The sequence below is a fragment of the Desertivirga brevis genome, assembly GCF_017355835.1.
Genome location: NZ_JAFEWF010000003.1, coordinates 139358 through 160788, shown reverse-complemented (window position 1 = coordinate 160788; position 21431 = coordinate 139358). Strand labels below are relative to the sequence as shown.

Annotated in this window: 35 protein-coding genes; 5 read left to right on the top strand and 30 right to left on the bottom strand. The window is 38.8% G+C overall.

The annotated features are described in order from the left end of the window. Positions 1 to 137: 137 nt before the first annotated feature. Positions 138 to 605: a DUF4293 domain-containing protein gene (locus J4N25_RS11160; protein ID WP_207422283.1), complete on the bottom strand. Its 468-nt coding sequence runs from the start codon at positions 603 to 605 to the stop codon at positions 138 to 140. Between the two features lie 116 nt (positions 606 to 721). Between J4N25_RS11160 and truA the strand changes: the two genes are divergently transcribed. The 5 genes from truA (at position 722) to J4N25_RS11135 (ending at position 6223) form a co-directional block, all read left to right on the top strand. Next, positions 722 to 1510 carry a tRNA pseudouridine(38-40) synthase TruA gene (truA, locus tag J4N25_RS11155; RefSeq protein WP_207422282.1) on the top strand — a complete coding sequence of 263 codons (789 nt, stop codon included), beginning with the start codon at positions 722 to 724 and terminating at the stop codon, positions 1508 to 1510. Positions 1511 to 1569: 59 nt separating this feature from the next. After that, on the top strand, positions 1570 to 2676 hold the full coding sequence (locus tag J4N25_RS11150) for a M42 family metallopeptidase (protein ID WP_207422281.1): 1107 nt from the start codon (positions 1570 to 1572) through the stop codon (positions 2674 to 2676). Positions 2677 to 2904: 228 nt separating this feature from the next. Continuing rightward, positions 2905 to 3804, top strand: coding sequence for a nucleotidyltransferase family protein (locus tag J4N25_RS11145; RefSeq protein ID WP_207422280.1), 900 nt, complete (start codon positions 2905 to 2907; stop codon positions 3802 to 3804). Between the two features lie 495 nt (positions 3805 to 4299). Beyond that, positions 4300 to 5223, top strand: coding sequence for a FimB/Mfa2 family fimbrial subunit (locus tag J4N25_RS11140; RefSeq protein ID WP_207422279.1), 924 nt, complete (start codon positions 4300 to 4302; stop codon positions 5221 to 5223). Positions 5224 to 5296: 73 nt separating this feature from the next. Continuing rightward, entirely contained in the window at positions 5297 to 6223 is a 927-nt protein-coding gene (locus tag J4N25_RS11135; protein WP_207422278.1) for a hypothetical protein, read from the top strand. 114 nt (positions 6224 to 6337) lie between these two features. Here J4N25_RS11135 and rplQ read toward each other — a convergent pair whose 3' ends face one another. From rplQ to rplC, 29 genes are all read right to left on the bottom strand, one after another. Next, complete coding sequence (rplQ, locus tag J4N25_RS11130) at positions 6338 to 6856, bottom strand: 50S ribosomal protein L17 (protein WP_207422277.1); 519 nt, start codon at positions 6854 to 6856, stop codon at positions 6338 to 6340. A gap of 116 nt (positions 6857 to 6972) precedes the next feature. Then, positions 6973 to 7965, bottom strand: a complete 993-nt coding sequence (locus J4N25_RS11125; protein WP_207422276.1) for a DNA-directed RNA polymerase subunit alpha — start codon at positions 7963 to 7965, stop codon at positions 6973 to 6975. A gap of 61 nt (positions 7966 to 8026) precedes the next feature. Beyond that, positions 8027 to 8635, bottom strand: a complete 609-nt coding sequence (rpsD, locus tag J4N25_RS11120) for a 30S ribosomal protein S4 (protein WP_207422275.1) — start codon at positions 8633 to 8635, stop codon at positions 8027 to 8029. 109 nt (positions 8636 to 8744) lie between these two features. Next, on the bottom strand, positions 8745 to 9134 hold the full coding sequence (gene rpsK, locus J4N25_RS11115) for a 30S ribosomal protein S11 (protein WP_207422274.1): 390 nt from the start codon (positions 9132 to 9134) through the stop codon (positions 8745 to 8747). Between the two features lie 13 nt (positions 9135 to 9147). Next, on the bottom strand, positions 9148 to 9525 hold the full coding sequence (rpsM, locus tag J4N25_RS11110; RefSeq protein ID WP_207422273.1) for a 30S ribosomal protein S13: 378 nt from the start codon (positions 9523 to 9525) through the stop codon (positions 9148 to 9150). Positions 9526 to 9606: 81 nt separating this feature from the next. Beyond that, on the bottom strand, positions 9607 to 9723 hold the full coding sequence (rpmJ, locus tag J4N25_RS11105) for a 50S ribosomal protein L36 (RefSeq protein ID WP_008506259.1): 117 nt from the start codon (positions 9721 to 9723) through the stop codon (positions 9607 to 9609). Position 9724: 1 nt separating this feature from the next. Beyond that, positions 9725 to 9943, bottom strand: a complete 219-nt coding sequence (gene infA, locus J4N25_RS11100) for a translation initiation factor IF-1 (RefSeq protein ID WP_021071231.1) — start codon at positions 9941 to 9943, stop codon at positions 9725 to 9727. An 80-nt stretch (positions 9944 to 10023) separates the two neighbouring features. After that, positions 10024 to 10800, bottom strand: a complete 777-nt coding sequence (gene map, locus J4N25_RS11095; protein ID WP_207422272.1) for a type I methionyl aminopeptidase — start codon at positions 10798 to 10800, stop codon at positions 10024 to 10026. Positions 10801 to 10802: 2 nt separating this feature from the next. Beyond that, entirely contained in the window at positions 10803 to 12137 is a 1335-nt protein-coding gene (gene secY / locus J4N25_RS11090; RefSeq protein WP_207422271.1) for a preprotein translocase subunit SecY, read from the bottom strand. A gap of 7 nt (positions 12138 to 12144) precedes the next feature. Next, on the bottom strand, positions 12145 to 12591 hold the full coding sequence (rplO, locus tag J4N25_RS11085) for a 50S ribosomal protein L15 (protein ID WP_207422270.1): 447 nt from the start codon (positions 12589 to 12591) through the stop codon (positions 12145 to 12147). 2 nt (positions 12592 to 12593) lie between these two features. Continuing rightward, complete coding sequence (gene rpmD, locus J4N25_RS11080; protein ID WP_207422269.1) at positions 12594 to 12773, bottom strand: 50S ribosomal protein L30; 180 nt, start codon at positions 12771 to 12773, stop codon at positions 12594 to 12596. A gap of 4 nt (positions 12774 to 12777) precedes the next feature. After that, complete coding sequence (rpsE, locus tag J4N25_RS11075; RefSeq protein WP_207422268.1) at positions 12778 to 13296, bottom strand: 30S ribosomal protein S5; 519 nt, start codon at positions 13294 to 13296, stop codon at positions 12778 to 12780. A 79-nt stretch (positions 13297 to 13375) separates the two neighbouring features. Continuing rightward, entirely contained in the window at positions 13376 to 13729 is a 354-nt protein-coding gene (gene rplR, locus J4N25_RS11070; protein ID WP_207422267.1) for a 50S ribosomal protein L18, read from the bottom strand. Positions 13730 to 13734: 5 nt separating this feature from the next. Then, entirely contained in the window at positions 13735 to 14292 is a 558-nt protein-coding gene (rplF, locus tag J4N25_RS11065; RefSeq protein WP_207422266.1) for a 50S ribosomal protein L6, read from the bottom strand. A gap of 16 nt (positions 14293 to 14308) precedes the next feature. Continuing rightward, on the bottom strand, positions 14309 to 14707 hold the full coding sequence (gene rpsH, locus J4N25_RS11060; RefSeq protein WP_207422265.1) for a 30S ribosomal protein S8: 399 nt from the start codon (positions 14705 to 14707) through the stop codon (positions 14309 to 14311). A 234-nt stretch (positions 14708 to 14941) separates the two neighbouring features. Continuing rightward, entirely contained in the window at positions 14942 to 15211 is a 270-nt protein-coding gene (gene rpsN / locus J4N25_RS11055) for a 30S ribosomal protein S14 (protein ID WP_207422264.1), read from the bottom strand. Next, entirely contained in the window at positions 15204 to 15770 is a 567-nt protein-coding gene (gene rplE / locus J4N25_RS11050) for a 50S ribosomal protein L5 (protein WP_207422263.1), read from the bottom strand. Before rplE ends, rpsN begins: the two co-directional genes overlap by 8 nt. Further along, positions 15770 to 16111 (bottom strand): 50S ribosomal protein L24, encoded by a 342-nt coding sequence (gene rplX, locus J4N25_RS11045; protein ID WP_207422262.1) that lies wholly within the window; start codon positions 16109 to 16111, stop codon positions 15770 to 15772. Before rplX ends, rplE begins: the two co-directional genes overlap by 1 nt. A 1-nt stretch (position 16112) precedes the next feature. Further along, the gene (gene rplN, locus J4N25_RS11040; RefSeq protein ID WP_207422261.1) at positions 16113 to 16481 is read right to left on the bottom strand and encodes a 50S ribosomal protein L14; all 369 of its coding nucleotides are present in this window, start codon (positions 16479 to 16481) and stop codon (positions 16113 to 16115) included. A 1-nt stretch (position 16482) separates the two neighbouring features. After that, the gene (gene rpsQ / locus J4N25_RS11035) at positions 16483 to 16737 is read right to left on the bottom strand and encodes a 30S ribosomal protein S17 (RefSeq protein WP_207422260.1); all 255 of its coding nucleotides are present in this window, start codon (positions 16735 to 16737) and stop codon (positions 16483 to 16485) included. A 14-nt stretch (positions 16738 to 16751) separates the two neighbouring features. Further along, entirely contained in the window at positions 16752 to 16979 is a 228-nt protein-coding gene (gene rpmC / locus J4N25_RS11030) for a 50S ribosomal protein L29 (protein ID WP_207422259.1), read from the bottom strand. An 82-nt stretch (positions 16980 to 17061) separates the two neighbouring features. Beyond that, the gene (gene rplP, locus J4N25_RS11025; protein ID WP_207422258.1) at positions 17062 to 17484 is read right to left on the bottom strand and encodes a 50S ribosomal protein L16; all 423 of its coding nucleotides are present in this window, start codon (positions 17482 to 17484) and stop codon (positions 17062 to 17064) included. 42 nt (positions 17485 to 17526) lie between these two features. Next, entirely contained in the window at positions 17527 to 18393 is an 867-nt protein-coding gene (gene rpsC, locus J4N25_RS11020) for a 30S ribosomal protein S3 (protein WP_207422257.1), read from the bottom strand. Positions 18394 to 18403: 10 nt separating this feature from the next. Further along, a complete protein-coding gene (gene rplV / locus J4N25_RS11015; RefSeq protein ID WP_207422256.1) occupies positions 18404 to 18757 on the bottom strand; it encodes a 50S ribosomal protein L22 in 354 nt (117 codons plus the stop codon). Between the two features lie 3 nt (positions 18758 to 18760). Further along, positions 18761 to 19027, bottom strand: coding sequence for a 30S ribosomal protein S19 (gene rpsS / locus J4N25_RS11010; RefSeq protein WP_207422255.1), 267 nt, complete (start codon positions 19025 to 19027; stop codon positions 18761 to 18763). Next, complete coding sequence (gene rplB, locus J4N25_RS11005; RefSeq protein WP_207422254.1) at positions 19027 to 19851, bottom strand: 50S ribosomal protein L2; 825 nt, start codon at positions 19849 to 19851, stop codon at positions 19027 to 19029. The genes rpsS and rplB overlap by 1 nt, the downstream gene beginning before the upstream one ends. Positions 19852 to 19857: 6 nt before the next feature. After that, positions 19858 to 20148 carry a 50S ribosomal protein L23 gene (gene rplW, locus J4N25_RS11000; protein ID WP_207422253.1) on the bottom strand — a complete coding sequence of 97 codons (291 nt, stop codon included), beginning with the start codon at positions 20146 to 20148 and terminating at the stop codon, positions 19858 to 19860. Position 20149: 1 nt separating this feature from the next. Next, on the bottom strand, positions 20150 to 20779 hold the full coding sequence (gene rplD, locus J4N25_RS10995) for a 50S ribosomal protein L4 (RefSeq protein WP_207422252.1): 630 nt from the start codon (positions 20777 to 20779) through the stop codon (positions 20150 to 20152). 1 nt (position 20780) lies between these two features. Then, positions 20781 to 21398 carry a 50S ribosomal protein L3 gene (gene rplC / locus J4N25_RS10990; RefSeq protein ID WP_207422251.1) on the bottom strand — a complete coding sequence of 206 codons (618 nt, stop codon included), beginning with the start codon at positions 21396 to 21398 and terminating at the stop codon, positions 20781 to 20783. Between the last annotated feature and the right edge of the window lie 33 nt (positions 21399 to 21431).

The following is a 21431-nucleotide window of genomic DNA, read 5'->3' as shown; positions in this document are numbered from 1 at the left end:
AGAGATTGGGATTTGTAAAATTTACACTACTATTCAGAGAGCTTTTGACTTGTATTTGTTTTAACAATGATCAAATGTGTTAGAAACAAAAAAGCCTGAAAGTTTTGCTTTCAGGCTTTTTTGCAATCCAAATTTTTTTATCTTAATCTGTCCGCCGATTTCACTAACCTTTCATCTTTCCGTATTCCTCTTGAAGCCAATACTAAAAACAAAATAGAAAGCGAAGGTAAGAACACTCCCAAACCATAATTCTGCATCTGAAGATTTAGATCTCCCACATATTCTTTTGCTGATTCCACTAACCAAAAACTATAAGCCAGAACAATAATTATGGCTATATAGCAAAAGCTTAATTGCTTTTTTCTATTATTATAAAAGAAAATGATTGCAAGAGGAATTAAACCTACCACAACAGTTCCAATGGTTAAAGCGGTGAACGCCTGTTCTATCACAGCCCCCTCGCCTGTTGCCTTGTACAAACCAGTTACTTTTATTGCTTTATAAATACCTGTTGGATCTGCAAATTGTATGTAAGGGAAAAGAAATAGTAGAAAAATAGCTATTGAAGCCAGAAACAGCCAAACTGATTGTATTCTTTGTATCATAATTCAATAATAAAGTAGTGCAAACTTAGAGAATTTTTTCACTTTTAAATCCCCATTGGATACAAACAAAAAAAATAGAAAAAGTTCGATCCGAGGGAGGAAAACGAATTAATCACGTGCAGCAAATTACCCGTTATTTCATCGAGCTCGCTTACAATGGAACAGCTTATCATGGTTGGCAAGTACAGCCTAATGCCACTTCGGTACAGGAATTATTGGATAAAGCTTTATCGATTTTTTTCCGGCAAAAGATAGAAACAGTTGGATGTGGACGCACCGATACCGGAGTCCATGCTACTCAGTTTTTCGCCCATTTCGACCTTGTGGATAAGATAATATCACTGGAGCAAAAGGAAATAAATGGAATTAACGCTCTCCTTCCCTTCGATATAGCTGTTTTTAGATTTATTAAAGTTGGGGGCGATTCTCACGCTCGATTTGATGCAACTAGTCGTTCATATCAGTACCATATTCATCAGGAAAAAAACCCGTTCAAACACAATCACTCCTGGTTGGTTAAAGATGACCTTGATATCGAAGAAATGAATAAAGCGGCAAAGATTCTATTTCAGTATATTGATTTCAGCTGCTTCAGTAAGTCAAACACCCAAGTGTTTACCAACAATTGCAAGATAATCAGAGCTGAATGGGAAAGAACAAGTAATGGTTATGTTTTTCATATTTCCGCCGACCGTTTCTTAAGGAATATGGTAAGGGCAATCGTAGGAACTTTACTTGAAATCGGTCGCGATAAGCTCGTAGTTGAAGACTTACATACCATCATAAAAAGTAAAAGTCGCTCAAACGCCGGTACATCAGTTCCGGCCTGTGGTCTTTACTTAACTAGTATTTGTTACCCTTATATCCAGGAGCGAAATAAGGAGATCGCCTTTAAACATTTTTAAATTTTTACATTTGTTGATATAGGAATTATTACATTTCAAACTATTAATTAATACATAGCATGGCAGAAGATAAAGAAGACAAACATGTGCAGGTTGTTACCGAAGAATCATTAAAATTCCTTGAAAATTATATTAATACACCTTCCCCTACCGGGTTTGAATGGACCGGGCAGCAACTATGGATAGATTATGTAAAGCCATATGTAGACGAATATTATGTTGATAACTACGGAACAGCAGTAGGAGTGATCAATCCAGGGGCGGAATATAAAGTAGTTATTGAGGCACATTGTGACGAAATTTCCTGGTTTGTAAATTATATTACAAAGGATGGCCTAATCTATGTCATCCGGAACGGAGGGTCGGATCACCAAATTGCGCCTTCGAAACGCGTTAATATTCACACAGATAAAGGTATTGTAAAAGCTGTATTTGGCTGGCCTGCAATACATACAAGAAATGGAGAAAAAGAAGAGGCTCCTACTTTAAAAAACATCTTCCTTGATTGTGGGTGCACAACTAAAGAAGAAGTTGAAGCTCTTGGAATACATGTAGGCTGTGTTATTACTTATGAAGATGAATTCTTAGTTTTAAATGATCGTTACTATGTGGGCCGTGCTTTAGACAATCGTGTTGGAGGATTCATGATTGCAGAAGTTGCACGCCTACTAAAAGAAAATGCAAAGTCTCTTCCTTTCGGACTATATATAGTTAATGCGGTACAAGAAGAAGTTGGGCTTAGAGGAGCTGAAATGATTGCTAACAGGATTAAACCTAATGTGGCTATCGTTACGGACGTAACTCATGATACCCAGACACCGATGATCAACAAAGTTGTTCAAGGTGATCTTGCTGCCGGAAAAGGCCCCGTTGTTTCCTACGCCCCATCAGTTCACAACAATTTAAACCGATTACTAATTGCGGCAGCAGAACAAGCAGGAATTCCCTTCCAGCGCCAAGCTTCCTCACGCTGGACCGGTACTGACACAGACGCGTTTGCCTACTCCAATGACGGCGTAGTATCTGCGCTCATCTCCCTGCCATTGCGCTATATGCATACTACAGTCGAAATGGTACATAAAGAAGATGTAGACAACGTTATCCGATTAATTTACGAATCTTTACTTAAAATTGAAGCTGGCCAGGACTTCAGGTATTTGAAGTAAAATAAAATATTATTACAAAGAGGCCGTTAATAAAATCATAGGACTCTTGAGGAAGAAGGCGGCACAAAATCTGTGCTGCCTTTTTCTTTTTATACAGAGTTAAGGAGATTGGTCAAATTAAAAATGAAATTTTTGCAGGAAAGCTAAAACATTATTACGATAAAATAATTATAACAAAGTTTATTCGTGATAATTATTAATTAACAATCCATTTTTTAAATTTACTGCATGAAACCCACTTTACTAATCTTAGCTGCAGGCATGGCGAGCCGCTATGGTAGCATGAAACAAGTTGATGGCTTTGGCCCTAACGGCGAAACTATTATCGATTATTCTATTTACGATGCAATTCGTGCAGGATTCGGCAAAGTAACATTTATCATTCGCGAAGAATTTTTGGACAGCTTCAAAGGTATTTTCGCTCCTAAATTAGAGGGAAAAGTTGAGATCGACTTTGTTTTCCAAAGCTACGATTTATCCAAATACGGTATTGATAAGACTATTGAAAGACAAAAACCATGGGGAACCGGACATGCTGTACTAGAAGCAGCTAATCAGGTTCAAGAGCCATTCTGTGTAATCAACGCGGATGATTTCTATGGCTATGAAGCATTTGAGAAAATGGCTCAATTTTTAACTTCCGAAGTTCGAGATGATTATTTCTCCTTAATGGGTTATCAGGTAGATAAAACTTTATCTGAACATGGCTCAGTTTCCCGCGGAATTTGTAAAGTATCTCCTGAAGGAAACCTGGTACAAATAAACGAACGTACAAAAGTATATGAAAAAGACGGAGTTATCGTTTACGAAGATGAAGATGGCACAACAACACCATTAGATGATGATGCACGTGCGTCTATGAACTTCTGGGGCTTCACACCAGCAATATTTAAACAAGCTGAACCTATGTTCAAACGGTTCGTAGAAGCAAACGAGAATAACCCTAAAGCAGAGTTCTTTATTCCTTTAATGGCTGAAGAATTAGTTAGAACAGGTGAGGCTAATTTCAAAGTTATTCCAACAGCTTCAAAATGGTTCGGTGTAACTTACAAAGAAGATAAGCCTATCGTACAACAAAGTCTATCTGACCTGATAGCAAACGGAACGTACCCTAATAAGCTCTGGTAATAGTATATTAAAAAAATGAAAGGGAGTTAGTTCTCTCTTTCATTTTTTAAACATAACACCTTTAAGCCTAAACTAAATCGCTGATTCTCACACCTTATCTACCTACCATTTTGTTTTTATTAAAAAATCATTAGAAAACAAGTCCCTTATTAAGATTTTACTATTTTTTTAACCTTTAATTGAAGCCCTAACAAAAATTAATTTTACCTTAAATTTTTGAAGTAACCTTCATACCTTTAAACAATTAAATATTATCTTATTGGAGAATAAGATCTTCAAAATTAGGTAGTATAAGCATCAACCGTCTAAATCTACATCTATGAAAGCTAATACCCTCATTATCAATCCCTCAAAAAAGAATTCCATACATAATTTTTTTTTCGCGAACCTGACAGGGTATTTATATTTTCCAGAACTAACCAACCCACCAACCGCAAATACTTCAACAGCGATATCAGAAACTCCTGATTATTAAAACAAATAAAATCTATTACTATGAAAAAAATTTACATTCACCTCTGCCTGCTATTAGGACTAGTAGCGGCAGGATGCAGTAAGTCTGAACTAAAGCCAGAAGGAAAAAAGGATCTTTACAAGGTTAAGTTCCAAGCCACACAGTTTACGGAAACGCATGAAACTTTAGCGAGTGCCAAATTGAAAAACTCGGTGCTTGACGATTCATTAAAAAAGTATGTTCCAAAGTTGTATTGTCAGATCTATAAATTTAGTGATGAGAACCCCGAAGAAGCTTATTTAGTGTATTCGAAATCACAACTATCTACTCAACAAGGATTTGGTAAAATAGATACATCTCTTGCTTCAGGAAATTATGTAGCAATATTTGTAGGAAGCGGTCATATGTTTTATCGTCTCATGGGGCTTGGCAGCGGCTGGTTAGATGAGATCTATTCCAACTCGCATTTTAATACTGTGTCAGCTATGACTGATCAGCATCGCCCTGTAGATCAAATTTTTTACAAAAAGGTATTATTCACGGTTGCAGACCAGGCAGTAAATCAAACGGTAAATATGCAACGAATAGTTGCGGGACTTGATCTTTCTATTACCGATGAGATACCTCCGAATGTTACCGCAATAGACCTAATAGTTGATGATACCGCAATTTACAGTTTTAAGACCGATACTCGATCTAACAATGTTGATAAAATTGCTGGATTCTATCCACACCAAGCCCCTGGTAAAAAAACCATATCCATGTTTGTATTGGCAAATGGCACAAGGAAAGTAACAATAAGAGCTCTTTCTCAGGATGGAACCGTGGCTGAAAAAATTGTTAACTGTAGTTTTTTCACAAATAGAAAGACGAGTCTGAAGGGCAAGCTATTCTCATCTGATGCTCAGTTTGCAGTAACAGTAGACCCTGCCTGGGGTGAGCCAGGACCAGTGATACCTTTTTAGAGTTAGTATTCACCATCACTACTATAATTTAAAACTAAACGGGGAGAGGAAATCTCCCCCTATCACATATCCTATGAAACTATCTCATATCTACTTAATGATATTCTTGGCGGTTAGTTTAAGTATGTCATGTTCAAAGAATCCAATAGAACCAGAAAAACTTGAAAAAAACAAACAAGTGGTTACTTTCAGCACGAACGGGTTCCAACAAACAGTCACCGAAATTAATCCTCAAAAAAGCATTAACGTCAGCTCTAATGACACTCTGATGAAATATGCTCCCAAGCTATATTGCCAGATCTATAAATTTGATGACGAAACCTTAACGGATGGATTTCTCGCTTTCGATAGAACTTATAAGCGTTCCGATAGTAATTTCGGAACTATTACTGCGGCCTTGGTACCGGGTAATTATGTAGCCATAATTGTTGCAAGTGGACACCAATTTTACAGACTTGCCGGACTTGGCGGCCAATGGCCAGACATGCTCTATAGCAATTGCCACTTCAATACCATGACTTCTGTCGCAATACCCTTTATACCAGTTGATCAGATATTTTACAAAAAGGTTCTTTTCACTGTAGGTGGAGAACCGTTGAATCAAGAGGTAACCTTGACGAGAATGGTTGCGGGACTAGATGTAGTAATAAAAGACGCTATACCATCCAATATAACCTCCATTCGAGTAATCGTTGATGATGCGCCATTCTATAACTTTTATCGGGATAGCAGTGGAGGAAATGTAGATAAAATAAGTGGAGTTAATCCTTCTAACAGTGGCACTAACGTAATTTCCACCTATGTAGTTGCTAATGGGATACGGGCGGTACAAATAATTGCTTATGCTGGAGAAGAAATTGTCGCTCAAAAGAATTTAAGCTGCACCTTCTACACCAACAAGAAGACGAGATTAGAGGGTTCTCTATTCACCACAAATGCAAGCTTCACCGTTGCTGTAGATCCAACTTGGGAAACAGCCGGTCCAGTAGTTAACTTTTAAAAAATTATATTAACGGGAGGATTTGTTAGAAAAGAAGAAGTACCAGAATTCTATTCATACAAAAAAGCCCTGTGATAAATCACAGGGCTTTTTTGTATATTCATTTCTAAAGGACTAAGCTGTTTCTTCAGTTGATGGTGCATCAGCAGCTGGTGCATCATTAGCTGGAGTTTCAGCAGCAGGTGCTGCTGAAACTTTCTTAGCTTTACCAGAGCCACCGCGACGACGAGTAGATTTCTTCTCAGTAGCAGCAGGAGCTTCCTTAGTATAAACAGTGTTATAATCTACAAGCTCTATTAAAGCCATTTCTGCGTTATCACCAGGACGGTTAGGTAACTTGATGATACGAGTATAACCACCAGGACGGTTAGCTACTTTCTCAGCGATGTCGCGGAAAAGTTCAGCAACAACTTCCTTATTCTGAAGGTAGCTAAATACTGTACGACGAGAGTGAGTAGTATCGTTTTTAGCCTTAGTGATTAATGGCTCAACATAAGTACGTAAAGCTCTCGCTTTAGCTAATGTTGTAGTAATACGCTTGTGTTCGATAAGCGAGGAGGCCATATTAGCCAACAATGCCTTCCTATGGCTGTCGGTACGACCTAAGTGATTAACTTTTTTTCCGTGTCTCATTATGTTTTCGTTTTACATGCCTATACCGTCTCTTACGAGGGAATTATAAACATGTCGCTTATAAGTATTTCTCTTCTCAGAGATATTTGTATGATAAAGACCTATTGAAGGTCCGATTATTCTTCGTCTAATTTATACTTAGACAGGTTCATACCAAAAGAAAGACCTTTTGACTTAACCAAATCCTGAATTTCAGTCAATGATTTCTTACCGAAGTTTCTGAATTTTAACATGTCAGCAACATCATAAGAAACAAGATCAGCCAGGGTACGGATATCTGCTGCTTTAAGACAATTTAATGCACGAACAGAAAGATCAAGATCAACTAATTCTGTTTTAAGGATCTTACGCATGTGTAGGATTTCCTCATCAACTTCTTTAGTTTCTTCCTTAGCCTGTGCCTCAAGCATAATATTCTCGTCAGAGAATAGCAAGAAGTGATGGATCAGGATCTTGGCTGCTTCTTTCAAAGCATCCTCAGGGTGAATAGAACCATCAGTAGAGATGTCAAGCACTAACTTCTCATAGTCAGTTTTTTGCTCTACACGATAGTTTTCAATAGTATACTTAACGTTCTTAATAGGTGTGTAGATTGAATCGATAGCAATCACACCCACTGGCGCGTCAGCATTTTTATTTTCTTCAGCGGCAATGTAACCACGACCCTTGTTTACTGTTAACTCTACTTCTAAAGTCACAGAAGGCTCCATGTTACAAAGCACTAGATCAGGGTTTAATACAGTAAAATTGTTAGAGAACTTTGTGATATCTCCAGCTTTAAACTGCTCCTGACCGTTAATGATTACGAATATTTTTTCAGAATCGCCAGACTCGCCTGTCTTTTGAAAACGAACCTGTTTCAAACTTAAGATGATCTCAGTTACATCTTCTACAACACCTTTAATTGTAGAAAACTCGTGAGAAACACCTGAAATACGAACCGAGGTGATTGCAAAGCCCTCAAGCGAAGACAATAAAATACGACGTAAAGCATTACCGATGGTAACACCGAAACCTGGTTCCAACGGACGAAACTCAAATGTACCGTCGAAATCCGTAGATTTCTGCATGATAACTTTATCAGGCTTTTGGAATGCTAATATTGCCATTTATATTCAGTTAATGTTTTTAAACTGTAATAGCCGCCCCGGTAGGGGCAGCTTAAATATGTTATTTAGAGTATAACTCGACGATAAGGTTCTCCTTGATATTTTCAGGGATCTCATCGCGGTTAGGATAGCTTAAGAATTTACCAGTTAAACTGTTTGCATCCCACTCTAACCAAGTATGTTTGTTAATTCTTCTTCCGGCAACAGAATTAGAAATGGTTTCAAGAGACTTCGAACGTTCTCTAACAGCTACTACATCACCTGCACGTAGAGAGTAAGAAGGAATATTTACAACTTCGCCATTTACAGTAATGTGCTTGTGACCTACCAATTGACGAGCAGCTGAACGGCTAGGAGCAATTCCTAAACGATAAACTGTATTATCTAAACGAGCTTCTAATAATTTTAAAAGGTTTTCACCAGTAATACCTTCTTTAGAAGAAGCAGTATGGAACAAGTTTTCGAACTGACGCTCTAAAACTCCATATGTATATTTAACTTTTTGTTTTTCCTGAAGCTGGATAGCGTATTCAGATTGTTTACCACGACGCTTTGAAGCACCGTGCATGCCCGGAGGATAATTCTTTCTTTCTAATGCTTTGTCAGGACCAAAAATTGGTTCTCTGAATTTACGGGCGATTTTGCTTTTTGGGCCAGTATATCTTGCCATTGTATTTTCTTTAAAGTATCTGGTAGCCTTTAGCTACCGAATCTTAGCTTTAACAATAAATTTCTTTTGAGCTTTCAGCTCCTTGCGATCAGCCTAACGCCGAAAGCTATTATACTCTACGTCTCTTTGGAGGACGGCATCCGTTGTGCGGAAGCGGAGTAATATCTTTGATCGTTGTTACTTCAATACCTGCAGTTTGAAGTGTACGGATTGCAGACTCACGTCCGGCACCAGGACCTTTTACGAATACTTCAACTTTACGTAATCCTAAATCGTAAGCAACTTTACCACAGTCAGACGCTGCTTGAGATGCCGCATAAGGAGTATTCTTTTTAGATCCTTTGAAACCCATTTTACCTGCAGAAGACCAGGAAATAGCCTGTCCCTGACTGTTGGTAAGAGTAACAATGATATTATTGAAAGTAGCGTTAATGTGTGCCTGCCCAACTGGTTCAACAACAACAATACGCTTTTTGGTTACTTTTTTAGTCTTAGCCATTACTTATCTGGTATTATTTAGTAGCCTTTTTCTTGTTAGCAACTGTTTTACGTTTTCCTTTACGTGTACGTGAATTGTTCTTGGTTCTCTGACCACGAACTGGTAAACCTTTACGGTGACGTAATCCACGGTAACATCCGATGTCCATTAAACGCTTAATGTTTAATTGCACTTCAGAACGTAAAGCACCTTCAACCTTAATTTCGTCATTAATGATTGTACGGATTGCTGCTAACTGATCATCGGTCCACTCTTGTACTTTTACATTACGGTCAATACCAGCTTGATCTAAGATCCTTTGAGCTGTAGCTCTGCCGATACCGAAAATGTAAGTAAGTCCGATCTCTCCTCTTTTGTTTCTTGGTAAATCAATACCTGCTATCCTAGCCATATTTTATTTAAATGATTGAATGACTGAATTCATGAATGTATCGATCTGGTGATATCTCTCCATTCACTCCTTCAATTAATTTTATCCCTGGCGTTGTTTGTACTTAGGGTTCTTTTTGTTAATAACATAAAGCTTACCCTTACGACGGATGATCTTACAATCCGCACTACGCTTTTTAATTGATGCTCTAACCTTCATCTTATTTATATCTATAAGTTATTCTGCCTTTTGTTAAATCATAAGGAGACATTTCAAGCTTAACTTTATCCCCAGGCAAAATTTTAATATAGTGCATACGCATCTTACCTGATATATGTGCAATGATCTCGTGTCCGTTCTCCAACTCTACGCGAAACATTGCATTAGATAATGCTTCCTTAATGATTCCGTCTTGCTCAATAGAGGCTTGTTTAGCCATATTTTATTGATTTCTATTTAATTAGGCCCGCTAATTCGGGAGCGCAAAATTAAACAAAAAAATTTAAATAATAATTTTTTTTATCTTAAAACTTCTTCTATATACTCGAAGGTCGATAACACATCCGCTTTGCCTTTCCTGACGGCTACCGTATGCTCGAAATGAGCCGAGGGTTGGTTGTCCTTAGTACTTACGGTCCAGCCATCTTTCCAAAACTTTATAGCAGCTTTACCTGCATTGATCATTGGTTCGATTGCCAGCACCATACCTTCTTCCAGTTTCATTCCTGAACCACGTTTACCGTAATTAGGAACTTCAGGTTTTTCATGAAGTTTAAAACCAACTCCATGTCCAACAAGCTCTTTAACTACTCCGTAACCATGTTTTTCGGCATGTTCCTGAACTGCATAACTGATGTCGCCAACCCTAAGACCGGCAACAGCCCTTTCAATACCTTTTACCAGAGATTCCTTGGTGACCTCTAAAAGCTTCTTTGTTTCTTCTGGAACTTCACCTACTGTGAAGGTGTAAGCAGAATCACCGAAAAACTTGTTTAGAATTACACCACAGTCTACTGAAATAATATCTCCATCTTTAAGCTCATATTCACCGGGAAAGCCGTGAACCACCTGGTCATTTGGAGAGATACAAAGAGAATAAGGAAATCCGTTATAATTAAGGAATGCAGGAACACCTCCATTATCACGTATATAAGTTTCAGCTAAACGGTCGAGCTCTATGGTTTTTACACCTGGCCCGATTACTTTAGCTACTTCAGCTAAAGTTTTAGAAACTAATAAGGAACTTTTCCTTATTAGTTCTATTTCTTCTGAAGTCTTATATAAAACTTTCGACATAATTAGATGGTAGACCCGGCAGCGCCAGTACCAGAGGCAATAGGAGTACGTCCTCTAAGTCTTCCAGTTTTCATTAAACCATCATAGTGGCGCATTAATAAATGGCTTTCCACTTGCTGAAGCGTATCTAAAACTACACCTACTAAGATCAACAAAGACGTACCACCGTAGAAGTGAGCAAATTGACTGTTGATACCTAATACGTTAGCAATAGAAGGCAAAATGGCAATGATGGCCAGGAAGACCGCTCCTGGTAATGTAATCTTCGAAATTACAGCATCAATGTACTCTCCGGTGGTTGCTCCAGGCTTAACACCAGGTATAAACCCTCCGTTTTTCTTCATATCATCAGACATTTGTACCGGATTAACAGTGATGGCTGTATAGAAGAAAGTGAAAGCTATGATGAGAATTGCGAAAGTTACGTTATATGCTACTGAAGTATAATTACTTAAAGAAGTAAGAAATGAGCCTTGAGCACTAGGAAAGAACTGTCCAACTGTAGCAGGAATAAACATAATTGCCTGAGCAAAAATGATCGGCATAACACCGGCAGCATTCACTTTTAAAGGAATGTACTGGCGAACCCCGCCATATTGTTTGTTTCCTACAATCTTCTTAGCATACTGTACAGGAATCTTTCGAACGCCCTGAACAATAAGGATTGTAAATACTACGATGAAAAATAATGCAATCAGTTCTACAATGAAAGCAATAATTCCTCCATTACCTAATCTTGACTGAAACTCTGATATAATTCCAGCAGGTAACTGAGCGATAATGCCCACCATTATGATTAATGATATACCATTTCCAATACCCTTGTCAGTGATCTTCTCCCCAAGCCACATTACGAATAAAGTGCCTGCAGTTAGAATAACCATTGTAGCAACAGTGAACCAAGGCTCGCCTAATACCTTCGCCTCAACAGGAATTTGAGTACGGGCATAAGCAGCACCTTGAACAAAAGTGATCACAACAGTAAGGTAACGAGTGATTTGGTTTAGTTTCTTCCTACCGCTCTCACCTTCTTTCTGCATCTTCTGGAAATACGGAATAGCAATACCCAACAACTGCACAACAATGGATGCAGATATGTAAGGCATTACCCCTAACGCAAAAATAGAAGCACGTGAAAATGATCCACCTGCAAACATGTTTAACAGACCAAGTATCCCAGCCTTCTGCTGACTTTCAAGCGCCAGGGGATTAACACCCGGCAACGTAATAAATGATCCTATACGATAAATTAAAAGAAATAAGAGTGTGTTTAAAATACGCACTCTTAAATCCTCTATCTTCCAGATATTTGAAAGAGTAGTGAAAAGCTTCTTCATTAATTAATTACAATTTAACGATTGCACCACCTGCTGATTCAATTGCCTTTTGAGCAGTTGCTGTAAAAGCATGAGCGGTAACATCTAATTTAGCTTTTAACTCGCCTCTTCCAAGAATTTTAACTAAATCATTTTTAGAAATTAGTCCGTGTTCTTTAAGAGTATCGAAGTTTATTGCAGATAAATTGAATTTTTCAGCTAGACCTTGAAGGACGTCAAGATTAATACCAACGTATTCCACGCGGTTAATGTTCTTGAAGCCAACTTTAGGTAAGCGACGTTGTAAAGGCATTTGACCTCCTTCGAAACCAACTTTCGTTGAAGTTCCTGAACGAGAACCAGCTCCTTTATGACCACGTGTTGAAGTACCACCACGGCCAGAACCAGTACCGCGACCAATGCGCTTTCTATTTTTGGTTGAACCTTCTGCGGGTTTTAAATTACTTAAGTTCATGATTAAATACTTTCTACTGCTACTAAATGATTAACTGCTCTTACCATCCCGATAATAGCCGGGGTAGCCTCAACTTCAACAGACTTGTTGATTTTACCTAAACCTAAAGCCTGGATAGTTCTCTTCTGGCGTTCGCTTCTATCGATAACGCTTTTAATTTGAGTTACTTTGATCTTCGCCATGGTATTATCCGTTAAAAACTTTATTAAGATCAACACCGCGGTGCTGAGCTACAGTGAAAGCATCACGCATTTGTGAAAGCGCAGAAACTGTTGCTTTAACCACGTTGTGTGGGTTTGATGAACCTTTTGATTTTGCTAATACGTTGTGGATACCAGCACTCTCCAATACTGCACGCATCGCACCACCTGCGATAACTCCTGTACCGTTTGCAGCAGGTTTAATGAAAACGAAACCTCCTGAAAACTTACCATATTGCTCGTGAGGAACAGTTCCGTTGATAACAGGAACTTTCACAAGATTCTTTTTAGCATCGTCGATACCTTTAGCAATTGCTTCAGTTACCTCTTTTGCTTTACCAAGACCGTAACCAACTACTCCGTTCTCATCACCTACCACTACGATAGCTGAGAAAGAGAAAGTACGACCTCCTTTGGTAACTTTCGCTACACGTTGGATGCTAACTAAGCGATCTTTTAATTCAATCTCGCTAGATTTAACTCTTTTAATATTTATTGTTGACATCTTTTGTTTGTTAGGATTTCACCGATTTTAATCGATTACACCGACCGGTGCAAACAACTACAATCTGTGTAATCTGTGTTTAGAATAATAAACCGCCTTCGCGAGCTCCTTCAGCCAATGATTTAATACGTCCATGGTATAAATAACCATTTCTGTCAAATACTACCTGACTGATACCAGCCGCAACAGCTTTCTCAGCTACTGCTTTACCTACAGCTTTAGACTGCTCTGATTTGTTACCAGTTGCGCTAAAATCTTTTGATAAAGATGAAGATGAAACGATAGTTCTACCGGTTGTATCATCAATAATCTGAGCGTAGATTCCTTTGTTGCTTCTGTAAACAGATAAACGTGGACGCTCTGCAGAACCGGTTAATCTTTTTCTGATTCCTTTTTTAATTCGCTCTCTGCGAGATAATTTTACTCCTGCCATGATGATTACTTTTTAGATGCCGATTTACCAGCTTTTCTTCTTAACACTTCACCAACAAACTTGATACCTTTACCTTTATATGGTTCTGGTGCACGTAAAGAACGGATCTTTGCAGCAACCTGTCCTAATAATTGTTTGTCGATACTTTCTAAAATAATTGTAGGGTTTTTACCTTTTTCTGCAGTTGTAGCTACTTTGATTTCTTTTGGTAACTCAAATACATAGTGGTGAGAATAACCCAATACAAGGTCTAATGTATTACCAGTGTTTGTAGCACGGTAACCTACACCTACTAACTCTTGCTCTACTTTGTAACCTTCAGTTACACCTTTAACCATGTTAAAGATCAGAGCGCGGTATAAACCATGTAATGCTTTATGACGCTTCTGTTCAGACGGACGTTGAACAACAACATTTCCTTCTTCCTGAGCGATTGTAATATCTGAATCAACTAATTGAGTTAATTCTCCTTTTGGACCTTTTACAGTAACCAGGTTCTGTTCAGAAACTGTAACCGTAACTCCAGCCGGGATTGCGATTGGCGCTTTTCCTATTCTTGACATCTTTTAATCCTCCTGATTAATAAACGTAACATAAAACTTCGCCACCGATGTTCAAGTTTCTAGCTTCTTTGTCGGTCATTACACCTTTAGAAGTAGATAGGATAGCGATACCTAAACCATTTAAAACACGTGGCATTTTATCAACACCTGCATACTTTCTCAAACCAGGCTTACTCACACGTGTAATGGTGCGAATAGCAGGAACTTTAGTAATCGGATGATACTTCAAAGCGATTTTGATAGTGCCTTGAATGTTAGAATCTTCAAACTTGTAGTTCGCGATGTAACCTTTGTCAAAAAGAACTTTTGTGATTTCTTTTTTGAGGTTTGATGCAGGAATTTCGACAACCCTATGGTTGGCCTTGATGGCATTCCTTACTCTTGTAAGATAATCTGCTATTGGATCTGTATTCATTATACTTGTTTTTGATGGTGGTTTCCTTCCCTGTCACAGGGACGACCTTCCATCGGTTAAAATTTAAAATTGGAACGCAAAGGTACAAAAAAAATTCAAAAACTATCAAAGCGATAATTTTTGAATTTTAATTAACCTTTTTCCTAAAAATTCAAAAGTTAAAAATTAAATATCAAAAGGATCCTGAGGATCAAGCTTTTTACTCTTAACTCTAACTTTTGATTTAGTATATTATTACCAGCTTGCTTTCTTTACTCCCGGGATCTTACCAGCAAGAGCCATTTCACGGAATGTAACACGTGAAATACCAAACTGACGCATATATCCACGAGGACGACCAGTTAGCTTGCAACGATTGTGCAAACGTACCGGAGAAGCATTTTTAGGTAATTTATCTAAAGCTTCAAAGTCGCCAGCCTCTTTAAGAGCAGCTCTTTTATCAGCATATTTGGCAACTAATTTCGCACGTTTAACTTCACGCGCTTTAACACCTTCTTTAGCCATTATTTACTGTTTGATTTTTAAATGGTAATCCGAATTGCTTTAATAACTCAAGCGCTTCAACATCATTCTTTGCAGAAGTCACAAAGGTGATATCCATACCCTGGATCTTATTGATCTTATCGATATTGATTTCAGGGAAGATGATTTGCTCAGAGATACCTAATGTATAGTTTCCATTTCCATCGAAACCTTTATCATTGATACCTTTGAAATCACGGATACGAGGTAAAGCTACTGCGATCAAACGATCAAGGAACTCATACATCTTATTGTCACGTAAAGTTACACGAACACCAATAGGCATTCCCTTACGTAATTTAAAGTTAGAGATATCCTTTTTTGATTTCGCAGGAACAGCTTGCTGACCAGTGATTGTAGTCAACTCGTTGATAGCGTTCTCAATTTGTTTTTTGTCAGAAGTTGCAGAACCAACACCTTGGTTAATTGCGATCTTCTCTAATTTAGGAACTTGCATAACGCTTTTGTACTGGAATTTATCCTTAAGCGCTGTGCGGATCTCCTCTTTATATTTCGATTTTAATCTTGGTACGTAAGCCATTACTTAATTTCCTCCCCAGATTTTTTTGCTACGCGAACTAATTTACCTTCGCTGTTTAATTTTCTGCCAACGCGTGTAGGTTTTCCTAATGTAGGATCTACAACTGCTAAATTAGAAATATGGATAGGCGCCTCTTTCTTAACGATACCACCGTTAGGGTTAGCAGCGTTAGGCTTAGTATGACGAGATACAAGATTTGCACCTTCTACAACTACTCTGTTAGCTTTAACAAGTACTTCAATAACCTTACCTTGTTTTCCTTTAGAGTCACCTGCAATGATCTGCACTAGGTCACCTTTACGGATTTTAAGCTTGGCTTGTGTATTTTTGATATTTCCCATTTTACAATACCTCCGGTGCTAATGATACAATTTTCATGAATTGTTTTTCACGCAACTCACGAGCTACCGGGCCAAAGATACGTGTACCACGTGGCTCGTCCTGGTTATTTAACAATACGGCTGCGTTGTCGTCGAAGCGGATGTAAGATCCGTCTTTACGTCTTACTTCTTTCTTAGTTCTAACAACTACTGCTTTAGATACAGTACCTTTTTTTACGTTACCAGAAGGGATAGCACTTTTTACAGTAACAACTATTTTGTCACCTAAAGATGCATATCTTTTTGCAGTACCGCCTAGGACACGGATCACTAAAACTTCTTTAGCTCCGCTGTTGTCAGCAACATTCAGTCTTGATTCCTGTTGTACCATGTTACTTAGCCCTCTCTAAAATTTCAACTAATCTCCAGTTCTTAGTTTTACTCAGCGGACGAGTCTCCATAATTAACACTGTGTCGCCAATACCGCAAGTGTTAGCCTCGTCATGAGCCATAAATTTGGTAGTTTTCTTTACGAATTTACCGTAGATAGGGTGCTTTACTTTCCTTTCTACAGAAACAACGATAGACTTGTCCATCTTGTTGCTTACTACCAACCCGATACGGGTTTTTCTTAATCGTCTTTCCATGTCGACTTTTACTATTATTCAGTTTCAGAAGCGGACTGTAACTCAGCAGCTGAAGCCGCTTTGCGCTTAGTCAATTCTGTGTTTAAACGAGCAATATCTTTTCTGATGTTCGCGATGCGAGAAGGGTTTTCGATTGCAGAAACTGCATGAGCAAATTTTAACTTAGTTAAACTTGCTTTTTCCTCGTTAATCCTTGCAACGATCTCTTCTGTTGATAGCTCTAAAATTTCTGACTGTTTCATTTTAATTTCTTGTTCTATGTTGCAGGTTGTATGTTGTAAGTAAGTGATTACTTAAACTTACAACTCACAACTCAAAACCTTTTTATGCTTCTACGTAATCTCTACGTACTACAAATTTTGTTTGAACCGGCAATTTCTGAGCGGCTAAACGTAATGCCTCTTTAGCAATTTCCAAAGGCACACCTTCAGCTTCAAAAATCATTCTACCTGGGCGTACAACAGCTACCCAATATTCAGGAGCTCCCTTACCTTTACCCATACGAACCTCTGCAGGTTTCTTGGTAACAGGTTTATCAGGGAAAATACGAATCCACACTTGTCCTTCACGTTTCATATAACGTGTAACAGCAATACGTGCAGCTTCGATCTGGCGACTAGTAATCCAGGCTGGTTCGAGAGATTTAATACCGAAAGATCCGAAAGAAAGTTCTGCACCACGAGTTGCAAGACCCTTCATTCTGCCTTTCTGCATTTTTCTGAACTTCGTTCTTTTTGGCTGTAACATTTTAGTATCTTTTTATATCGTCAAACGATTTTAAAAATTCAATTATTTCTTTCCTCTGAAACCACCACCTTGGTTTCCACCACGGTTTTGGCCTCCTCCACGGTTTTGACCACCTTGTCCACCACGGTTATTTCCACCACGGTTTCCGCCACGATCGTTTCCACCTCTTCTATCTCCACCGCGTCTGTCATTTCCACCTCTTTCATTTCCACCGAAGTTCGAAGCACCTTCGTTTCTTCCGCGAGTGTTAGAAGTTTGACCGATGTTTGGAGAAAGGTCACGTTTACCGTATACTTCACCTTTACAGATCCATACCTTGATACCGATCTTACCGTAAGTAGTTAACGCTTCAGCTAATGCATAGTCGATATCTGCACGGAAAGTGTGAAGAGGAATTCTGCCTTCTTTATACTGTTCAGTACGCGCCATCTCGGCACCACCTAAACGACCAGAACACATTACTTTGATACCTTCTGCACCCATACGCATTGTTGACGCGATAGCAGTTTTCATTGCACGACGGAAAGAAATCCTAGCTTCTAACTGTTTTGCAACGCTCTCTCCTACTAATTGAGCATCAAGCTCAGGACGTTTGATCTCGAAGATGTTAATTTGAACATCCTTTTTAGTAAGTTTCTTTAACTCTTCTTTGATCTTGTCAACTTCCTGACCGCCTTTACCAATAACGATACCTGGACGTGCAGTGTGAATAGTTACAGTTATACGTTTAAGAGTACGCTCGATAACTAATTTAGCTATACCGCCTTTAGAGATACGTACTGATAAATATTTACGGATTTTTTCGTCTTCAACTAATTTATCGGAGTAGTTGTTGCCACCGAACCAGTTAGAATCCCAACCTCTGATGATTCCTAAACGGTTACCTATTGGATGTGCTTTTTGTCCCATTTCCTATAAATTAGTTTTGTGCGATTTTACTGTCAACTACCAATGTTACGTGGTTAGAACGTTTACGAATTCTGTATCCACGACCCTGAGGAGCTGGTCTAAGTCTTTTTAACTGACGACCTCCATCAACCATAACTGTTTTCACAAACAGTTCGCTTTCTTCAGGACGTTGACCTTCGTTTTTCGCTTCCCAGTTTTTTATTGCTGACAGAAGAAGTTTCTCAACTCTCTGTGCAGCTTCTTTATTTGTATACTTTAAGATATAAAGTGCCTTTTCTACACGCTCACCACGGATCAGGTCAACAACCAGTCTCATTTTACGAGGTGAGGTAGGGCAATTATTTAATTTTGCTACTGCTTCCATGGCTTATTTTTTCTTTTCAGCGTGACCTCTAAAAGTTCTCGTTGGAGCAAACTCTCCCAGCTTGTGACCAACCATATTCTCAGTTACATAAACTGGAATAAATTTATTTCCGTTGTGAACAGCAAAAGTGTGACCTACGAAATCCGGAGAGATCATAGAACGACGAGACCAAGTTTTGATCACAGTCTTTTTACTGCTTTCGTTAAGAACATCAACTTTTTTCAATAAGTTGTGGTCGATATAAGGGCCTTTTTTAATTGAACGTGCCATTATTTTTTCCTCCCTTCGATAATGTAACGACTAGAAGCTTTCTTCTTGTTACGGGTTTTGTAACCTTTAGACAATAAACCTTTTCTTGAACGTGGGTGACCTCCGGAAGCTCTTCCTTCACCACCACCCATTGGGTGATCTACCGGGTTCATGGCAACACCACGAACGCGAGGGCGATAACCTAACCAACGTTTACGTCCAGCTTTACCTAATACCTCATTTGATTTTTCGGCATTTGATACTGATCCGATAGTTGCAAGACAAGTTGCAAGGATCATGCGGGTTTCGCCAGAAGGCAATTTAATAATAGCGTACTTACCATCACGAGCAGAAAGCTGTGCATAAGTACCGGCACTACGTGCAATTGAAGCACCCTGACCAGGATTCAATTCAATGTTATGAATGATTGAACCAAGAGGAATGTTCTTTAACGGAAGTGCATTTCCAACTTCAGGAGCTGATGCTTCTCCGGATACTACAGTTTGTCCAACTGTTAGTCCTTCAGGAGCAATAATGTAACGCTTCTCACCATCAGCGTAATGTAGCAATGCTATACGGGCTGTACGGTTAGGATCGTACTCAATTGTGGCAACTGTTGCGGGGATGTTGTGTTTATCGCGTTTAAAATCAATCAATCGGTATGACTTTTTATGTCCCCCACCGAGATAACGCATAGTCATTTTACCAGTGTTATTTCTACCACCTGACTTCTTAATAGAAACTACTAACGATTTTTCAGGAACGTTTGTAGTAACATCTGAGTAATCGCCTCCAACGCGGAAACGAGTTCCAGGGGTAACTGGTTTAAATCTTCTAACTGCCATGTCTAATTATATAGTGCCGTAAAAGTCTATAGTTTCACCATCTTTAAGCGTTACGATCGCTTTTTTGTACTTGGCTGTTTTACCAGATACATTTCCTGCTTTTGTGTAACGGCTTTTTGTCTTTCCAGATACCACGATAGTGTTTACAGCTGCGATGTTAACACCATACATTTGTTCAATTGCTGTTTTAATTTGCAATTTGTTGGCTCTGTGATCTACTTTAAATGCATAACGATTCAGCTTCTCAGTTAGAATCGATGCTTTTTCTGTTAAAATAGGTTTCTTTAAAATTTCCATATTACTTGGCCAGTGCCTCCTCTAATTTTTTAACAGAATCAGTAGTTAACAAAAGTTTGCCAGCGTTCAACACATCGTAAGTGTTTAATTGGTCAGCAGTGATAACTTTTGCTTTTTTGATGTTTCTGCTTGATAAGTACACATTGTTATTAGCAGCCGGTAATACTAACAAAGTTTTCTCGTTGGCAACATTTAAGTCAGCAATTAACTTAGCGTAGCTTTTAGTTTTGATCGCATCGAAAGAGAAATCTTCTAAAACTACAATGTTGTTATCTTGTGCTTTGTAAGAAAGGGCTGATTTACGAGCTAATTGCTTTAACTTTTTGTTCAGTTTAAAGCTATAGTCACGTGGCTGAGGACCGAAAACACGACCACCACCATTGAATAAAGGTGATTTAATGTTACCAGCACGGGCACCACCAGTACCTTTTTGTTTGTATAGTTTGCGGGTTGATCCTGCAATTTCGTTACGTTGCTTAGATTTGTGAGTACCCTGACGTTGGTTCGCAAGGTATTGCTTAACATCTAAGTAAATTGCGTGATCGTTTGGCTCTACACCGAAAATCGCTTCAGGAAGTTGCACCTTGGCACCTGTTTCTTTACCTGAAATGTTTACTACATTAACTTCCATCTTATTTATCAACGATTACGTAAGAACCTTTTGCTCCCGGAATGGAACCGCTAACAACTAATAAATTCTGCTCAGCGTAAACTTTCAGGATCTGAAGATTCTGAACTTTAACACGAGCACCACCTGTACGACCAGCCATGCGCATTCCTTTGAATACACGTGAAGGCCATGAAGAAGCTCCTAATGAACCTGGAGCACGCATTCTGTTGTGCTGACCATGAGTTTGACCACCCACACCACCAAAACCGTGACGCTTAACAACACCCTGGAAACCTTTACCTTTTGAAGTACCAACTACATCAACGAAGTCGCCTTCTGCAAAGATCTCAACTGTAACAGTGTCGCCTAAAGTCTTTTCGTCTTCGAAGGTTTTAAACTCAACAAGCTTACGCTTAGGAGTTGTTCCTGCTTTAGCGAAATGGCCTTTTAATGGTTGAGTCGTGTTTTTTTCTTTCTTCTCATCGAAAGCCAACTGAACCGCTTCGTACCCGTCCTTCTCGGCGGTACGAATCTGCGTTACAACGCAAGGGCCAGCCTCGATCACCGTACAAGGAATGTTTTTTCCTTCGGCGTCGAAAATGCTGGTCATTCCTACTTTTTTACCAATAATTCCTGACATTTTCTTTTGTTTCTTTTTTCGCCCATCGAAGCA